Origin of the sequence: Aurantibacillus circumpalustris (genome assembly GCF_029625215.1) — a bacterium.
GTDB classification, from domain to species: domain Bacteria; phylum Bacteroidota; class Bacteroidia; order B-17B0; family Aurantibacillaceae; genus Aurantibacillus; species Aurantibacillus circumpalustris.
Map to the genome: position 1 here is coordinate 1,391,486 of NZ_CP121197.1, position 18,305 is coordinate 1,409,790.

The following is an 18,305-nucleotide window of genomic DNA, read 5'->3' on the forward strand; positions in this document are numbered from 1 at the left end:
AAACCAAAACTGCAAAAGTAAAAATTGGTAATAATTCCTTTGTTGGTGATTGTTTATTAGTGTGTGCTGATAATATTTCTATTGGCTCTGATGTAATGTTCTCATGGGGCTGCACAATTATTGACACGGATGCTCATTCTTTGAATTGGGATGACCGTAAAAAAGATGTAAAAGATTGGAAAAAAGGAATTGAAGAAAATCAGACTGGAAAATATAAAGATTGGTCGAAAGTAATAAGTAAAAAAATTGTTGTAGAGGATAAGGCCTGGATCGGTTTCAATGTGATTATTTTAAAGGGAGTCACTATTGGTGAGGGTGCTGTTGTGGCCGCAGGAAGTGTTGTTACCAAAAACGTAATGCCTTATACATTGGTAGGTGGTAATCCGGCTGTAGAAATTAAAAAACTGATTGAGCCATCATAATGACTTGGGAAGAAACTATTATATATGCGCGTTCACAAAACGAATTCAAACAATTAATTCAGGATGCATATCTTGATGAAGACCTTCAAAAAAACTGCGAAACGTATCGAAAAAGCAAGGAATTTAAAGCGTCTTTAAATCTAATTAAACAAACATTGTCTAAGAAGGATGATGGGGAAAAGAAAACACTACTTGATCTCGGCGCTGGAAATGGGATTTGTACTGTGGCATTTGCTTTAGAAAATTTTACGGTAGTTGCTGTTGAACCTGATCCTAGCATGACTGTTGGAAGCGGAGCGATTCAGCAACTAAAAAATCAATACCATATTGCAGATATAGATATACAATTTGGATTCGGCGAATCCTTGCCTTTTGCAGATGCCTCATTCGATGTGGTATATGCCAGACAAGTTATGCACCATGCACAAGATTTAAATCAATTTATTAGTGAATCAGCAAGAGTTCTTAAAAAAGGTGGACTACTCATAACCGTAAGAGATCATGTAGTAAATGATCAGGAACAAAAAAAAGAGTTTTTAGAAAACCACGCGTTTCAAAAATATTACGGAGGTGAAAATGCATTTTCGGTATTAGAATATACAAGTGCTTTTAAAGCGGCAGGTTTAATGTTGGATAAAACACTGGGACCACTTGATTCTCCTATTAATTATAGTCCCCGTAGCAAAAATGAATTAACAGAAGAATTTAAACGCGTCTTTCAAACTAAATTTGGAATAAAGCTGCCGAATGTTTCTTTTATAAATAATTTAATTTTTAAGCTATTCAAATGGAGGACAAAAAATCTGAATGCCATTGCGGGAAGATTGTATACCTTCATAGCAATAAAACCAAACCATTAATATGAGTACTTTAATTATAGGGGCCTCGGGTTTTCTTGGTAATGCTTGTTTTGAAGAATTTTCAAAATCAGGGGTTACATTTGGCACAGACTATATTAATACTACCAATAATCCAATTTACGTTGATTCTGATTTTTCAATCACAGAAAAATTAATTCGCGATAACAAACCGAATCTGATCATTAACTGTGCCGGGTCGTCAAACATTCAAAAGAGTTTCGAAGATCCTGAACGAGATTATCAATTAAATACTGTTTTGGTTGAGAAACTAGTTAATGCATTAAAATTAAATTCTTCAGACTCCAAATTCATAAACCTTTCCAGTGCAGCTGTTTACGGTAACCCAAAGGATTTGCCTGTTAAAGAATCTCATCCTACTTCACCCTTATCGCCGTATGGTAAAAATAAATTGCTAAGTGAAAATATACTTCAAGAGTATTTTAAAAAGCATGGAGTAAAGGGATTGAGTGTCCGAATTTTTTCTGCCTATGGCATCGGACTTAAACGCCAATTTTTTTACGATTTAAGTTCGAAACTTATTTCTAATCCAGATAAAATCACACTTTTCGGTACAGGCAATGAATCGCGTGATTTTATTTATGTAAGTGACATAGTTAAGGCCTTGAAAGTGCTTTCGGATAAAGCTGAGTTTGATGCTGCTGTTATAAATATTGCAAGCGGCGAGGAATCAGTCATTAAAACAACTGCAGAACTCTACGCCAAGATATTTGATTACAAGGGTGAAATATGTTTTAATGGAGAACAGATTGCCGGCTATCCTCTTAATTGGAAAGCCGACATTTCAAAAATTCAAACATTGGGTTTTAAAAGGGAAATAAATTTGGAAAAAGGAATGTGCCTATATGTTGACTGGATAAAAAAAACAATAAAGGCGTGAGAATAGGAATCATATTAACAGGTGACAATACTTGGGCTGGAGGCTTATATTATTCTTTGAATATTATCAAATTACTGAGTGAAATTTCTTTAACCAAAAAAATAACTGTTGTCGTTTTTGTCAACAATAGTGCCTCAAAAGACCTATTACAAGAAATTGCTCTTACGAATGTAGAACTTGTTAATTTTGATAACAAGGGTTTCTTTTACAGAGTATACTGCAAACTAATGGGTATTCTTACAAATAGTAATTACCGATTTGTTCAGGATATCAATTCAGAAAAATTAGATCTTTTGTATCCTTTAATTCATTATGAAAAAGGACATGAAAATTTAAACTGTCGAGCCATCTATTGGCTTTACGACTTTCAACATAAATTTTTGCCGGAGTTGTTTAGTCTGGAAGAAATTATAAAAAGAGATACAAATTTTAAAGAAATCACTGAAAAAGCGAAAACCATTGTGCTTTCAAGCAAGGACTCTAAAAATCACTTGCTTCAATTTTATCCTATCTGCAAAGCGCGGCTGTTCGTGTACAATTTTGTTTCGCTGATTGAAAATAAAAACACAAAGTCACCGATTGGGTTTCCGACTGATTATTTAGTGGTGTGTAATCAATTCTGGCCACACAAAAATCATATGGTAGTTCTAAAAGGGGTTGAACTATTGGTGAAAGCAAATAAATCTATACACGTTGTGTTTACTGGTAAGTACGATGATGAAAGAAACAAGGACTATGTAACCAAACTACAATCTTTTATTAAGGAAAAAAACATAGAGGGCTACATAACGTTTACAGGATTTATTGCCAGAGAAGATCAAGTCAGTATCATCGCAAATGCTAAAGCCGTTATACAGCCAAGTTTATTTGAAGGGTGGAGCACGGTAATTGAAGATGCTAAGGCTTTAAATAAATTTCTAATCGTTTCAACGATTTCTATTCACAGGGAACAAATTGCAGAAAATGTAAAATTTTTTGACCCACAAGATAAAGTTACATTGTCTGAACATATGCATCAAGTGATGAATAAGCCATTAGAAAAGTTTGAAGGAAATTATAATTCAAACATTGAACACTCAAAAAAGGATCTACTAACATTATTTCAAATCAATTAAAAGAATAAAAACTGATTTTGAATTTGTTTAATAATTTTAGTTTAAAAGGAAACAGATTATAATAATTAAGACAGAATGATCATTTTATCAGATAAACCCGGTCAGTTAGGCAATTTACTTTTTTTGTATGCAAACTTCTTGGCCTATGGATTTGAGCATCAGATTAAAATTTCAAACCCTTCTTTTTGTAATTTCCTTAAATATTTTGAAAGCACTCAAAAACGTTCGACAGTTCTTGCTAAACTAAATTATACCCTTGCTTTTTATACTTCAAAAATTCTTCACAAGACAAAAATAAAAATCCCGTTTATTTCTGTGACTTGTCTGTTGTGGGATGAATCCTGTAATCTGGATATTCCAAGCAATATATTTAACAAAGGCGGATTGCGTTTAGTGCAAGGTTGGTTATATAGAGCCCCGGATTTATTATTAAAGCACAAACAACAGATCATTGACTATTTTAAACCTACTCAAGAACTAACAAAGAAGATAGACGATTTTTTTAAAAACACATTTGCTCCCACGACTGAAATTATTATTGGAATACATATTCGAAGGGGGGACTATGAGAATTTTCAGGGAGGTAAATATTATTATTCGTTAGATAAATACAGTACGATTGTTAACGTCGTGTCTGATCTTTTTCAAAATAAAAAAATACACTTCCTTATTTGTTCCAATGAACCGATTGATTTGAACAAAATAAACAAGGGAAATCATAACATGAGCAAGGCGCCTAATCATGAATTAATGGATATGTATTGTCTCAGTCGTTGTAACTACATTATTGGACCTCCAAGTACCTATAGCATGTGGGCTTCGTTTTATGGAAGTGTTCCTTTGTATCAGGTTAGTGAACCAAATAGAAAAATATCTCTGATTGATTTTAATATTATCTAATTTGAAAGATAGTAAAGTATATTTCGAGAATTTGGATGGAGTTAGAGGCTTAGCGTTTCTGGCAGTTTTCCTATATCATGTCTTTGGATATATGAATTATGATGCCGGAAATGGGATTGAAAATTTCTTTATTCAAAATATTTTTCTTGTTGGAAATCTAGGTGTGAATCTCTTTTTTGTTTTGAGTGGATTTTTGATTACTTATTTGTTGCTGAAAGAAAAGGAAATAAAAGGTAAGATCAACATCAAACATTTTTATATGCGCCGTGTACTCAGAATATGGCCACTATTTTACCTTGTTTTAATTATTGGTTTTTTTGTTTATCCTTTCCTGATTCATAAATTTAATCTGAATGATGTAAAAGAACATCTTATTTATTATGTTGGCTTTCTAAATAATTTTGATCGGATCCAAACGGAATTTGTCGGAGTTGGAAATGATAGTTTGGGTGTATTATGGTCTATAGCAGTTGAAGAACAGTTCTATCTTTTTTGGCCAATTCTTCTACAACTACTTCCTAAAAAACAAATCCCCATTCTCATGTTCCTAATTATAGCAGTTAGTCTCTTTTTTAGGTATTACAGTCTTGGCAATGAAAGCGTATTGTATTTCAGTACTTTCAGTGTGATGTCTGATTTAGCAATCGGAGGACTTAGTGCCTGGCTTATTCTTTATCACCAGGCGTTTGTTACCCACATAGAAAATTTGTCCCCTCTCGTAATAAAAAGTGCTTACCTTATTTTTATACTTTCATTTATTTCATTTAAATACTGGATGAATTTTAATGAAGTAACCCGAACAGGTGAGCGACTCTTCTTATCACTGTTTTTTTCGTTTATTATTTTGGAACAATGCTTTTCTCTAAATTCATTTTTCAAATTAAAAAACTTCAAAAGACTCAGTCAACTTGGTCTCATCTCCTACGGACTCTATTGTTTACATTTATTCAGTATTTCATTTGTTCAAAAAGTAAACAGTATTTTTTGTTTGACTAAATTGAACGGGTTTCAATTTTATGCGGAATTATTTGTCTGCCTGGTATTAAGCATTGGTATATGTTATTTAAGTTATAATTATTTTGAAAAGAAATTACTTCGTTATAAAACAAGGTATGCCTAATTCGTTGATAAAGAAAATTAAAACGTGGCTGTAAAAATTAGCATAATCACTCCTTCCTATAATCAGGCAGAATATCTCGAACAAACCATTCTGTCTGTTTTAGGCCAAAACTATGGCAATCTGGAATACATTATTATTGACGGAGGAAGTACAGACAACAGTGTAGAGATTATTAAAAAATATGAAAAGCAGTTACATTATTGGGTAAGTGAAAGAGATTCAGGACAAAGTGCAGCTATTAATAAAGGGATTCAACAAGCAAGCGGCGAGATCATTGCATGGCTGAACAGCGACGATCTCTATTGCGAAAACACACTTCATATCGTATCTGATTTATTCGAAAAGAATAGTGAAGTTGATATCGTTTATGGAGATGTAATTAATTTCGATACTAAGGGCAAGGAAACGCGAATAACCAATCAATTTGAAATAAACGATTTTTTTTCAAGAGTATCTATTCATCAACCGGGTGTATTCTGGCGTAGGAGCTTGCATGCAGAGTTTGGCTTGATAGATGAGAAATTATTTTACTGCATGGACTATGATCTTTGGATGCCACTTTTTCTAAATTGCAAATCCATGCGTACAGAAAAAGTCCTCGCTCGATTCAGAGAACATGGTCATTCTAAAACTGGCTCCAAGCCTATTGGTTTATATAATGAGTATGCACTTGTCGTTTCAAGATTCTTTAATTCACTTTCTGAAAATACATGGAGTAAAAAACTAACCGCTTCAGGAATAAATTATGATAAGGAAACTAAACGATATAAATTAAACGAGAAATATAATGAGAGTATTCTCTCTAAAATTTTCTGGAATTACCTTCAAAATTGTGTGGAAACAGAATACACTAAAGGAGATTTTTTAGGGGTCAACCGTTTGTTTATTTTAAACCCTCACTTATTATTTCATACAAAAGGATTGCTTATTTTTCTCAAAACAAACTCATTGTTTATTTTTTTAAGGAATAAAAACTGAGTTTTTTCGAGCCAGCTTTTTATAGTACATTCGTGTAAACTATTAAATTTTGACGCCAATTTCTCCCTTTTTCTCCGTCATAATTCCTTGCTATAACAGGGCTGACATGATATTGGCTGCCATTAAGAGTATTCAAGAACAAACCTTTACTGATTTTGAAATATTAATAATTGACGACGGAAGCACAGATGGCACAGATGAATTAATTAAAAACATCGACGAACAGCGAATAAAATACTTTAAAAAAACTAATGGTGGTGTTTCATCAGCCAGAAATCTTGGAGTAGAAAAAAGTTCCGGGCAATTCATAAATTTTTTAGACTCCGATGATCTAATTTATCCTGCTCATTTAGAGGAGGCGCATACTTATATTGTTAAGAATAGGGAAGCTAAAATTATTCTTTTTGATTACGAATGGGGCAGGGCAGATAGAAAAAAAGTGAATGAAGTGCTTATTCGTTACCCTAATCCGAATGAAGCCATCTTGTCATTAAATTATCCTCACACGAACAGTGCGTTTATTCACCGATCAGTTTTTGAAACGACCAAATTCAACGAATCCCTTAGTATTGGTGAGGATTGGGACTTCTGGCTTAAAAATTCGGTCCGTTATAAGTTCCACCTTGGCAAAATTAAAACATCTTATTTAGTGGATCATGAGAACAGAAGTGTTAGAAATTTTAAACCAGATCGTCACTTAAAACAAAAAGATCTGTTGATTTCTTCCCTAAAACACGATGCTTTATTTCTTGAAAAACATCAGTCTCAATTATTCAGAATTGAAGCACACATGTTATCTTATATTGCCATTCATGTCGCAATAGAATCAAAAAAAGGCATGGCACTAAAGCTTTTTGTAAAAAGCATATTTCTTGATCCGAAAAGTATTTTTAACAAACGTAGCTTTGCAATTATTAAACATTTACTTCTTACATGGTAAAAGAATCAATATCTTTACGCGATTTAAAATCCAAACCGGTAAATTATTAATTTGGTTACTAGAATAAATTCATGAAGCATAAGTTCGTTTCTTTAAAAACTTCGGTTTTCGTTTTATTTTTAATCACTTCTGTATTAACACTCGCTTCTTTTTTTAGTAAACAACCCGAATATATTTATGGTTCTATTGATAAGGATGAAAGATTTGATACGTCTTTTCTTTCAATTGATAACTCCGTAATTATCGACTTTGTAGTTGATCAAAAATTTAAGAACAGTAACTACGATACATCTAAAACGGTTTTATTTTTGGATCATTTGGTAAGAAATCGTTTTTATCATTCGTATTCTGTGTTAACTTTTCACGACAATTGGATCGCCAATTTGTGTGGAAAATTTATTTGGGCCCATTTCTCCAATCCTGTTGTTTCTTCTGATATTCTTAAATACCCGATGGGAGCATGCAGTCAGCAAGGTATTGTATTTCAGGATCAACTCACGCGATTGAAAATACCGTGTTCCACAATTGAATTTTACCCTCTATCAACAACAAATCCCGGACATTATGCAGTATCTGTCTATTATGATAAGGGATGGCATTATTACGACTCCAATAAGGAACCGTTAATTGTAGATTCTACTATGCCGAGCGTCGCTACGATTATTGACAAAAAATTATACGAAAAAATGTATGTAAGAAAATCGAATCGTGATTTTCAAAGTCATTTTAAAAATAGAAGCTTACAAAAAATTAATAGAGTACCATTTAAGAAAGGAAATATGTATTATTTTCAAATAACAACTTCTTTTCTTTCTCATTGGTTATGGTTATTCCTGTTGCTTCTCTTCCTTTTTCTCCCTAAAAAAGCAACTTTAGACTAAATAGATCTTTAAATAATTTTTGTATTGTAGAATACTATTTATCTTTAGAACATGTGTGGTATTTCTGGTTTTATCGATAAGCAGCAACGATCCTCTTTGGGCGTTTTGCAAAACATGACCACCAGCCTCCAGCACCGTGGTCCTGATGCTTCGGGTTACCATTTCACAGAAAACGCTAAAGTGCAAATAGGTCTGGGTCATCGTCGTCTATCGGTGATTGATTTGAGTGAGAGTGGTAAACAACCCATGCATTTTCAACACTTCTCCATTGTATTTAACGGCGAAATATATAATTACAAAGAGATTCAAAAAGAACTGATCGACCTTGGACATTCATTTATAAGTCATTCAGATACAGAAGTAATTTTACAAGCCTATTCGCGCTGGGGCCCAAGCTGTCTGAAAAAGTTTACTGGCATGTTTGCATTTGTTATTTATGATAAAGAAAAGGAAGAGGTTTTATGTGCACGCGACCGTGCTGGAGTTAAGCCATTTTTTTATTATTTTAATAATGGATTATTTTTGTTCGCCTCAGAATTAAAAGCCTTCCACGAACATCCTGATTTTGTAAAGAAAATAAACTCCGAGGCTATGGCGGCGTTTATTCAGTTTGGAAATGTGCCCGGTGAGCTTTGTATCTTTGACCATTGTCATAAATTAAAACCGGGACATGTTTTAAAATTTTCATTCTTAAATTCTGAATTGAGCCTTCAAAAATATTGGGATGTGTATGATGCATACAACAAACCTAAACTAGGAATTTCTTTTACTGAGGCGAAAATTGAAACTGAAAAAGTATTAAAGAAGGCCTGCGACTACCGCATGGTATCTGATGTTCCAGTAGGAGTGTTTTTAAGTGGAGGATACGACAGTGCCTGCGTGACGGCCTTACTGCAAAAAGATAGAACGGAGAAAATAAAAACTTTTACAATTGCAGTTCCTGATATAGGATTGAATGAAGCGCCGTACGCCGCAGATATCGCAAAACAAATCGGAACAGAGCATCATGAATTTAATTGCAGCATGCAAGAAGCAAAGGAACTCCTATCGCAACTTCCTTACTTTTATGATGAACCATTTGCTGATAGCAGTGCCATTCCTTCAATGCTCTTAAGTCGACTCGCAAAAAAAGAGGTAACAGTTGCTTTAAGCGCTGATGCTGGGGATGAAGTTTTTGCAGGCTACAATCGCTACGATTATTTAATGAAGCATGGAAATTTTTTAAGTAAAACACCTGCACCGTTGAGAAAGATGGCTGTTGGACTTATGAACACTATTCCTGCAAAGTCATTGCCTTATTTTAATGAGCGTTATAATTTTGCTAACCGTTATGAAAAATTAAAATCCCTTCTCGTTGATCCTTCGGCCAAAAACATGATGTTGAGTTTAAGCAAGCAATATAACGATCAACAACTTGAGGAATTATTAAGTCGCAAAATAAAATTTCCTGCCACCGCTTATCTAAGCGAACAATTAAAAGAGCAATTTTATACACCACTATCTTATATGATGGCGGTTGACTATCAAACTTATTTGCCGGATGACATACTTCAAAAAGTTGACCGTGCTTCCATGAGTTCGGGATTAGAAGCAAGGGAGCCCTTTCTGGATCATCATGTGATTGAATGGGCAGCGCAGTTGCCAGACGAGTTCAAATACAATAAAGGCATTAAAAAATACATTCTAAAAGAAATTGTTCATCAATACTTACCGGAAGATAAAATGAACCGTCCTAAAATGGGTTTTGCTATACCAATAGAAAAATGGTTAAGTGAAGATTTAAAATCTACAGTAGAAGAGTTTCTTAGTGATACACGTATTAAGCAGCAGGGATTGTTTCATGTGGCTCCTATTAAAAAACTAAAAGAAGAATTTTTTTCAGGAAAAACCGAACTAGGTTTAAAGATTTGGTACCTGCTTATGTTTCAAATGTGGCATAAAAAATGGATGGAATAATTCAAAAAATCCTTCTAAGAGATAATTAAGACTTCTCAACAAAAACAACTTTATCGTTTGACACGACTGCATTTTCAGCTGATTTCCTGCGTTTAGAAGCTTGATTTAAGAGCTCGTTTAAGATCACAAGACTAGACAAGAAAAAAGGAATACACGGAATCTTCAGTCGTACTAATGCACCAAAATTTGAAATAGAAACACCTACGGAAAAGGCAAAAAATATAGAGAAGATAAACGAGAACATTAATAAGGGATGTTTAGTAATCAAACCGAAAAATTTAAAAAACCGGAGTTTAATTAAGAGATAAACGCAAAAACCAAGTATAAAGCTATTTTCAATGGCTGAAATAGCCATTACTACGTTTCTTACATCAAAAATAGTGGGTCTGAAAAGCGCTGCAAATATGGCCTTGTGTGAAACGGATAGAAGTCCGCTTACACTCGCGTCATAATCACCAATATTAAAAGTGTTACCGCCATAATAACTTTGTTTTAAATCTTGTTGTGCGCCAGAAGCTGTGTTCACAACCTTTTCGAGTGAGTATTTTCCCAAAGAATCACCCAAGGTCTGAAGTACAAATACTCCGATGATTAAACCAATAAAAACAAGCGTTGGAGCAAACATAACACGCAATACCGCGTTTTTCATTTTTGTAGTTCGTAAAGTAACATACCAAATAATGGAACCAGGTAGTAAGGCAAATAAAATATATGGTTTAATGGATAACAGCAAATACACGGAAACACCTAGAGAAAAAAGGTACCCAGCTTTCAATTTTTTTTGTGTGAAGAACCAATAAAAACCATGTACATAGAAACAGGCCGCTGAAAATGTAATACTGTCTTTCATAATACCGCTGCCCCAAAAAACAACGGATGGAATATAGAGTATGGACCAAGCAAACTGTTTACCAAGTTTAGGAAACTCATTCACAAATACTAAATATAATCTCCAAACACCAAGATAACATACAGCGGCAACAACAATTGCACTGGCCAAATAACTTTTAAAACAAACGAGTGATATTGGCACAAAACATTTAGCTACGAAAAAGGCATAGCTATCATTTACCCAGTAAAAAAAAGCGTAATTAGAATTCAATAAATAAATTTCCCCGAATTGCGGATCGCCAAAATAGAGATAAAGAAAATCTTCGGGTCTATCAAAAAGAACATCTACCAATGCACATGCAGTGAAATGATAGTTTACAGTATCTCCTCCGTTATAATAATAAAAATAGATAAGCCCAAGCGCGATTGCGCCACCCATTTTAACCAATAGCCCGGGTAAAAAATATTTGTAAACCTCCTCTTTTCTTCTTCGTTTTATGCTAAATTTATGAGCGAAAAGCAAAATGATCATCGCATAAATTGGCGCCAACAATAAGTCATAAATGTCCATGGATGCTATAAATTTAAAGAATAAAACTCATTGAACAAAAACACACTTTATATAACGTTTGACGGACTGAGTGATCCCTTAGGCCAATCGCAGATTCTACCATATGTATGCGGTCTTGCTCAAAGCGGCTTTCATGTAAATGTCCTTTCTTGTGAAAAAAAAGAAAGACTAAGAAAAGAAAAAACAACCATTTTATCAGCTATTGACAAACTTCCGATTAGTTGGAACTACATTTTATATGACGCTGAAGGAGGAATGTTATCCCGATTTTTCTACATACTACGTATCTGGAATCTTGCAAGAAAAACGCATCGTAAAAAGAATATCGAGCTTGTACATTGCCGTAGTTACCTTGCGTCGCTTATTGGTTTGGCGTTTAAACGTCGTTTTAAAATTCCTTTTGTATTTGATATGCGCGGTTTTTGGGCCGATGAACGTTTGGACGGAGGGATATGGAAAGAAGGAAAACCAATTGAAGCGTTTTTTTATTCCTACTTTAAGAAAAAGGAAAAACAATTTTTATCTGAATCAGATGCTGTCATTTCGCTCACACATGCAGGGCTAAAAGAGTTAAACGCCCAATTTCCGAAAAACAATTTGGACGAAAGGACTACAATAATACCATGTTGTACAAATACAGACAAGTTTAGTCGAAAAGCAGTTAAACCGGTGGATTCTCTAGTCGATGTGTCGTCCAATGATCATGTTCTCATATACACAGGCTCAATTGGAACCTGGTATTACACAAAAGAGATGATCGATTGTATTCTTATTTGGAAACAGTTAATTCCGAATCTTAAACTCCTTATCCTTACAAAAGATGCAGAGGAATTGGATAAAATTCTAACTAATTACACTTTAGAACAAAGAAAAATAATTATTTCTGCGAGCGCTTCATACAAGGATGTGCCAGCATACCTATCTATTGCAAAGGCAGCAATCTTTTTTATTAAACCTGCTTATTCTAAAATTGCATCTTCACCAACAAAAATGGCAGAATGTTGGGCTATGGGACTTCCAATAATTACAAACTCAGGTATAGGGGATAATGACCTTTATTTTAATACAAATAAGGGCGGTGTATTGGTGGAGGGTTTTTCGACGCCTGATTATCGTTCCGCTTGTCAAAGCTATCTTTCTCTTTCAGCAGATCCTGATCATTACAGAAGCATTGCGTTAAATCACTTTGACACGAGTATGGCCATTGCCAAATATGTTGCTATATATAAAAAATTAACCGCAAAATCCTGATAAAAGACCTGCAACATATTAAATACAAAAGGTTTATTTTTAGTGTTGATGAGTATTTTCTCACCGAAAAAATAAAAATCAACGCTTCCATCAATTATTGCATACAGTGTCCTGTCAATATTAACAATGCGTTGAACGAGTTTTACACCTTGTTAATAGACCTGTCTCAATCTATAGAAAAAATAAAAGAAGGAATTTATCATAGAACGCTTACAGAAATAAGTTCGTTTTTAAAAAATCAGAACTTCGAGCATAAAATTCTGTTTAACCTCACGGGTAAAGAACTAAGTGCATTCATTCAATTATTTAATCAATTTGCCAAGGAGAAGAAAATTAGAAGTGCTGAAAGTTATAGATTGAAAACGTACAATAAATATGGCATTCTTGCCGTCTCATTTATTCGTCAAAAGGATAAGTTTCTTTGTGTAAATTTTTATAGAGTTACGAGTGAAAGGGCAGTTAATATTAGTTCTTTTACTCCAAAAAACGCGGAGTTCAATGCTACTCACATTGGTAGGGCACATCGTGCATTACATTGGTTAGATATACTAGAATTTAGAAACTCAGGCGTAAAGTACTATGATTTCTGCGGCTGGTATTCGGGCCAAACAGATAAAGCTTTACTCAATGTAAATAAATTTAAAGAGCAGTTCACAAATTTTAAAATTAAAGAGTATACTGGAGTGGTCTATTTAAACCCAACATTACGATTTTTAAAAAAAATGATCGGCAGCTGATGGATAAAAACAAGAAGGTATATTCTGATAAAAAAGTGATTGATTGGTATGGTCAATTGGAAGAAATTTGGCCGATCGAAAAAAAAATCTTTGCCGAATATAAAAATTTGCTGCAATCAGGCAACTTTTTAGATGTTGGAGTAGGTGGCGGACGCACAACCAAGTATCTAGCAAACATCTGTAAGCACTATACAGGAATCGATTATTCAGAGAAATTTATTGAAAAACTAAAGGAGCATTATCCTGAATTCGAGTATTATACTATCGACGCATCTGATATGTCTGCCTTTCAAGATCAAACATTTGATTTTGTTAACTTTTCTTTCAATGGCATGGATTATGTAGATTTGGATAATCGAAAAAAAATCTTTTCAGAGATGTACCGTGTTTTGAAGCCGAAGGGATTATTTTTCTTCTCCACGCATAATAAAAATCATTTTAGTTTTAATATTAATCCATGGCGGAATAAAAATAATTCCTTCAGCATAAATATTAAAACTTTTTTAAAACTAGTACCGTATTTGATTAAAAAACAAAGACAAAAAACACACACGGTATACCATAAGGATTACGCAATTATTAATGATTCAGCTCATAATTATGAACTAATGACATTTTATACATCCCCTGCTTTTTTACGAAGACAATTGAGTGATAATGGCTTTGTTGAAATAGATTATTATCTGAAGTCAGGTGAAAAGAAAGATGATTCGCAATTAGAAGAATGGATTTTTGCTACTGCAAAGAAGGCTTAGGTTTAATCATCTTATGAAAGCCATTTATTAATAAAAAAAGTTCCTCAGCGCTCCCTTGATGGATATTGAACCGTGGAAGTTCATATAAATAATTGCGGTCTTCTTTTAACTTCGATAGACTTACTAATTCATTGATTTTAGTGAAGCACATCGCGTAGTGTTTTTTAACAACTTTAAGTGATAATTCATTAACCCTTGCAAAAGGAAATGCAAAAGAAGACACTTTAATATTTAATTTTTCTTCAATAATATTCTTCGATTCGGCAATTTCAAATTCAATAAATTCCAAATCTGTTTCCTGAATAAAACTTGGATGGGTGAGGCTATGTGACGCAATAGTTACATGTTTTTCGTCTAGCTTTTTCAATTCCTCAAAACTTAATAATTCCTTACTTATAACTCTGTTATCATTTTCGAACTTTTCTAACAAAGCACTAACTATTTTCTGACGTTCTAAATGGTGTAATAAACAAAGATGCTTTGTAATCGCAAGATTCAAGCTAAAGTCGTTAGGGGTTTTAGAATAATCGATATCTTGGTTATGTTGAAGAAAAAAATCTTTTATGTCACTAAAACTATAATGTTTAATAAAAAAAATGACGGTTGATGTCCATATGTGACCATTGTTAGAAATATTAAATGGCAATACAAAAAGAGTTGAGTGTGCATTATGTTTTTTAAGAACTGGATAGGCGTAGTCGAGATAGTTCGTATATCCGTCATCAAATGTGATGAAGCACGCATTTGTAAAGTCCATTTCTGGTTGAGTATGTAAATAATGTAAGGGTAAAATGCTATAATGTTTTTTAAGCAATAAGATCATTTCTTCGAATAGCCTTGGGTGAATTCCTGGCCAAACACTGTCATATTCTGGAATAATTTTATGAAAAACAATTACGGGTACTTTTGATTTTTTTTTGTTCCGGTAAAGGAGGTAATTCCCAATTTTAAACCAATACAATATTTTAAACACAGAATTTCTAAATAATGTCATAAGTCAGTCCTAAAGTTACTTCTTCGGTTATCGCCAGAAACCAACATAAATGGATCTATTAAGAATTTTGTAGGAATAAATTTATCTATTTTTTAACGATTGCCAAAATTTTATTTACCTTTGTTTTTCATGGGAAGTGTTATAGTTACGGGAGGAGCAGGATACATTGGCTCACATACAATTATTGAATTATTAAACAAAAGCAATTATAGAATAGTTTCTGTAGATAACTTTTCAAATTCGAGCCCATTAGCTTACGAAAAAATTAAGACTGTTACCAGCAGGCCATTTGAAACAGTCGATGTTGATCTTTGTAATGAAAAGGAACTTTTTTCTAAGCTTTCTTTGTTTACCGATATAGTCGGAATAATTCATTTTGCAGCTTTTAAATCGGTACCAGACTCGGTTACTAATCCAATCTTATATTACCAAAATAACAATAGTTCGCTTCAAAACATTCTAAAATTCGCACAGGAAAAAGCAATTGATAATTTTATTTTTTCTTCGTCATGTTCTGTGTATGGCAATGCGGATGAACTTCCTGTTACGGAACAAACACCTTTGAAAAGGGCAGAAAGCCCTTACGCTCACACGAAACAAATTGGTGAAGAGATTATTGGATTTTTCTGTGAAGCCAGGCCGAATTTTAAAACAGTAGTTCTTCGCTATTTTAATCCAGTTGGAGCCCACATTACTGGCAAAATAGGAGAGTTCCCAATAACCAAACCAAATAATTTAGTACCAATAATCACACAAACTGCTGTTGGCAAAAACGCTTTAACTGTTTTTGGAAATGATTATGACACACGGGACGGTTCGTGTATTAGAGATTATATACACGTAAGTGATGTGGCCGATGCGCATGTAAAAGCAATCAATTTTCTTATTGAAGGAAGGAATAGAAAGCAAATTTCATTATTCAATCTTGGCACTGGCAATGGTGTAAGTGTTTTGGAAGCAATTAAGTCTTTTGAAAAAGTGTCGGGCATTAAATTAAATTATAAAATTGGAGCGCGTCGTCCCGGTGACGTGATTGCTGTCTATGCTGATAACACTTTGGTTAAAACAGAATTGAAATGGCAGGCAGAATATACTTTGGATGACATGATGCTAAGTGCTTGGAAATGGCAGCAGGCCTTAGATTAGAATAAAAGTCTAACTATTTTCTTCTACAAATTTGGTGAGTTCTACAAACTGAGCAACAGAGAGTTGTTCGGGACGTTTGTCTAAAAGTGGATAACGAATTTCATTATTATTAAATAAAATACGAATAGAATTTCGAATGGTTTTTCGTCGTTGATTAAAGGCTGTCTTTACTACTTTTTTAAATAACACTTCATCACAATCTAATTTTTGAACAGAATTTCTTGTTAAACGAATAACAGCACTTTTTACTTTTGGTGGCGGTGTAAATGCATTCTCATTTACTGTGAAAAGGTATTCAATGTCGTAGTAAGCTTGTAACAATACACTTAGAATACCATACACTTTTGATCCGGGTTTCTCGGCAAGGCGCATGGCCACTTCCTTTTGAAACATACCCACAGCATAGTCTACTTCATTTTTATGTTCTAAAACTTTAAACATAATTTGACTAGAAATATTATATGGAAAATTTCCAATCACATTAAATTTATTGCCGGCTAATTTTATAAGGTCTGTTTCTAAAAAATCAGAAATCATTACCTTTTCTTTTTGAGAGGGATATTTTTCTTTTAAAAAAGCAACCGATTCTGTATCCACATCCAAAGCAAAAAACTTATCAATGTCTGTGATCATATGTTGTGTTAATACTCCAGTACCCGGACCAACTTCAATGATTGGCGTTGATTTGTCTTTTTCCAACAAAGCCTCAACAATATTTTTAGCGATGTTTTCGTCGTTTAAAAAATGTTGACCTAAGTGTTTTTTTGCTCTTACCGGTTGATGCATCATAATTTGTATTCGTAGATTTATATTCTAGTGTACCGGTGTTTTGCCACCAAGCGCCATTAGATAAGCTTTAATGAACTCATCTAAGTCTCCATCTAATACACCTTCGGCATCCGTAATTTTTAATTCCGTGCGATGGTCGTTAACCATTTTATAAGGATGGAGAACGTAACTTCTAATTTGAGAACCCCATTCAATTTTCATTTTTCCTTCTTCCACAGCATTTTTTGCTTCGTTGCGCTTACGCATTTCGAGTTCGTAAAGCTGTGAACGTAGCATTTGCATAGCCATAGCTCTATTTCCAAGTTGGGAGCGCTCAACCTGACACACAACAACAATGCCTGTGGGTTTATGGGTTAATTGAACTTTACTTTCAACTTTATTAACGTTTTGTCCTCCAGCACCGCCACTGCGTGAAGTAGATATTTCAATGTCAGCTGGTTTTATATCGATCTCAATAGTATCGTCCACTACAGGATACACATATACGGAAGCAAAACTGGTATGTCGTTTTGCATTTGAATCAAAAGGACTGATACGCACTAAACGATGAACACCATTTTCACCTTTTAAAAAGCCGTAAGCAAACTCACCTTCAATTTCCAACGAAACTGATTTTATTCCGGCAACGTCACCACCGTTATAATCCAGCTCTTTTACTTTAAATCCTTTTTGATCGGCCCACATCAAATACATACGCATAAGCATACTGGCCCAGTCGCAACTTTCAGTGCCACCCGCGCCGGCGTTTATTTGCAGAATACAGTTTAGACTGTCTTCTTCGCCCCGAAGCATGTTCTTAAATTCGATTTCCTCGAGTTTTTTTATTGCAGCATTAAATTCCGTTTCAGTTTCTTCTTCAGTAGCATCACCACTTTTAAAGAATTCGTACAGTGTGTTGAGGTCATCTACTTGTCGCGATAACGCGTCGTAGGATGCTGTCCAGCTTTTTACCTGCTTTACTTCGTTTAAGATTTTTTCCGCTTTTTTAGAATCTGTCCAAAAATCGGGATCAAGGGTTTTTTCTTCTAATAACTCTAGATCGTGTTTCTTTCTATCGTAGTCAAAGAAACCCCCTCAACGCGATACTGCGATCATTCAAGTCTTTTAATTGGTCATTTGTAAACATGCCACAAAGATAAAACTTTTTATTTAAACGTAATT

18 protein-coding genes are annotated in these 18,305 nt (G+C 33.9%); 14 read left to right on the forward strand and 4 right to left on the reverse strand.

Features of this window, described 5'->3' with window-relative positions; translation table 11 throughout:
- Window positions 1-95 precede the first annotated feature (95 nt).
- The 10 genes from P2086_RS19080 to asnB all read left to right on the forward strand — a co-directional run bounded on the left by P2086_RS19080 (window position 96) and on the right by asnB (window position 10,070).
- A complete protein-coding gene (locus P2086_RS19080) occupies window positions 96-422 on the forward strand; it encodes an acyltransferase (protein ID WP_396127469.1) in 327 nt (108 codons plus the stop codon).
- Window positions 422-1,282 carry a class I SAM-dependent methyltransferase gene (locus tag P2086_RS05840; protein ID WP_317899505.1) on the forward strand — a complete coding sequence of 287 codons (861 nt, stop codon included), beginning with the start codon at window positions 422-424 and terminating at the stop codon, window positions 1,280-1,282. The genes P2086_RS19080 and P2086_RS05840 overlap by 1 nt, the downstream gene beginning before the upstream one ends.
- A 1-nt stretch (window position 1,283) precedes the next feature.
- Entirely contained in the window at window positions 1,284-2,180 is an 897-nt protein-coding gene (locus P2086_RS05845) for an NAD-dependent epimerase/dehydratase family protein (RefSeq protein ID WP_317899506.1), read from the forward strand.
- Complete coding sequence (locus P2086_RS05850; RefSeq protein WP_317899507.1) at window positions 2,177-3,295, forward strand: glycosyltransferase family 4 protein; 1,119 nt, start codon at window positions 2,177-2,179, stop codon at window positions 3,293-3,295. The genes P2086_RS05845 and P2086_RS05850 overlap by 4 nt, the downstream gene beginning before the upstream one ends.
- Window positions 3,296-3,370: 75 nt before the next feature.
- A complete protein-coding gene (locus tag P2086_RS05855; RefSeq protein ID WP_317899508.1) occupies window positions 3,371-4,195 on the forward strand; it encodes an alpha-1,2-fucosyltransferase in 825 nt (274 codons plus the stop codon).
- 1 nt (window position 4,196) lies between these two features.
- Window positions 4,197-5,315 (forward strand): acyltransferase family protein, encoded by a 1,119-nt coding sequence (locus P2086_RS05860; protein WP_317899509.1) that lies wholly within the window; start codon window positions 4,197-4,199, stop codon window positions 5,313-5,315.
- A gap of 24 nt (window positions 5,316-5,339) precedes the next feature.
- A complete protein-coding gene (locus P2086_RS05865; protein ID WP_317899510.1) occupies window positions 5,340-6,293 on the forward strand; it encodes a glycosyltransferase family 2 protein in 954 nt (317 codons plus the stop codon).
- Window positions 6,294-6,399: 106 nt separating this feature from the next.
- On the forward strand, window positions 6,400-7,233 hold the full coding sequence (locus P2086_RS05870) for a glycosyltransferase (RefSeq protein WP_396127458.1): 834 nt from the start codon (window positions 6,400-6,402) through the stop codon (window positions 7,231-7,233).
- A 71-nt stretch (window positions 7,234-7,304) separates the two neighbouring features.
- Window positions 7,305-8,114 (forward strand): hypothetical protein, encoded by an 810-nt coding sequence (locus tag P2086_RS05875; protein ID WP_317899512.1) that lies wholly within the window; start codon window positions 7,305-7,307, stop codon window positions 8,112-8,114.
- A gap of 51 nt (window positions 8,115-8,165) precedes the next feature.
- On the forward strand, window positions 8,166-10,070 hold the full coding sequence (gene asnB, locus P2086_RS05880) for an asparagine synthase (glutamine-hydrolyzing) (protein WP_317899513.1): 1,905 nt from the start codon (window positions 8,166-8,168) through the stop codon (window positions 10,068-10,070).
- A 25-nt stretch (window positions 10,071-10,095) separates the two neighbouring features.
- Here asnB and P2086_RS05885 read toward each other — a convergent pair whose 3' ends face one another.
- A complete protein-coding gene (locus P2086_RS05885; protein WP_317899514.1) occupies window positions 10,096-11,472 on the reverse strand; it encodes a hypothetical protein in 1,377 nt (458 codons plus the stop codon).
- Between the two features lie 30 nt (window positions 11,473-11,502).
- On the opposite strand from P2086_RS05885, the gene P2086_RS05890 reads away from it, so the two are divergent.
- The 3 genes from P2086_RS05890 (at window position 11,503) to P2086_RS05900 (ending at window position 14,215) form a co-directional block, all read left to right on the forward strand.
- Window positions 11,503-12,723, forward strand: coding sequence for a glycosyltransferase (locus P2086_RS05890; RefSeq protein WP_317899515.1), 1,221 nt, complete (start codon window positions 11,503-11,505; stop codon window positions 12,721-12,723).
- A gap of 131 nt (window positions 12,724-12,854) precedes the next feature.
- Complete coding sequence (locus tag P2086_RS05895; RefSeq protein WP_317899516.1) at window positions 12,855-13,460, forward strand: GNAT family N-acetyltransferase; 606 nt, start codon at window positions 12,855-12,857, stop codon at window positions 13,458-13,460.
- A complete protein-coding gene (locus tag P2086_RS05900) occupies window positions 13,460-14,215 on the forward strand; it encodes a class I SAM-dependent methyltransferase (protein WP_317899517.1) in 756 nt (251 codons plus the stop codon). Before P2086_RS05895 ends, P2086_RS05900 begins: the two co-directional genes overlap by 1 nt.
- On the opposite strand, the gene P2086_RS05905 is transcribed toward P2086_RS05900, so the two are convergent.
- Window positions 14,196-15,209, reverse strand: a complete 1,014-nt coding sequence (locus tag P2086_RS05905) for a polysaccharide deacetylase family protein (RefSeq protein WP_317899518.1) — start codon at window positions 15,207-15,209, stop codon at window positions 14,196-14,198. The genes P2086_RS05900 and P2086_RS05905 overlap by 20 nt on opposite strands.
- Before the next feature lie 129 nt (window positions 15,210-15,338).
- Between P2086_RS05905 and galE the strand changes: the two genes are divergently transcribed.
- Entirely contained in the window at window positions 15,339-16,355 is a 1,017-nt protein-coding gene (galE, locus tag P2086_RS05910) for a UDP-glucose 4-epimerase GalE (RefSeq protein WP_317899519.1), read from the forward strand.
- Between the two features lie 9 nt (window positions 16,356-16,364).
- On the opposite strand, the gene rsmA is transcribed toward galE, so the two are convergent.
- Together rsmA and prfB are read right to left on the reverse strand one after the other, a co-directional pair.
- The gene (gene rsmA / locus P2086_RS05915) at window positions 16,365-17,144 is read right to left on the reverse strand and encodes a 16S rRNA (adenine(1518)-N(6)/adenine(1519)-N(6))-dimethyltransferase RsmA (RefSeq protein ID WP_317899520.1); all 780 of its coding nucleotides are present in this window, start codon (window positions 17,142-17,144) and stop codon (window positions 16,365-16,367) included.
- A gap of 24 nt (window positions 17,145-17,168) precedes the next feature.
- Window positions 17,169-18,270, reverse strand: a protein-coding gene (gene prfB / locus P2086_RS05920; protein ID WP_317899521.1) for a peptide chain release factor 2 whose coding sequence is annotated in 2 segments (ribosomal slippage) — window positions 17,169-18,206 and window positions 18,208-18,270 — 1,101 coding nt in all. Because the reading frame shifts where the segments join, the coding sequence is not laid out codon by codon here.
- Window positions 18,271-18,305: the final 35 nt, after the last annotated feature.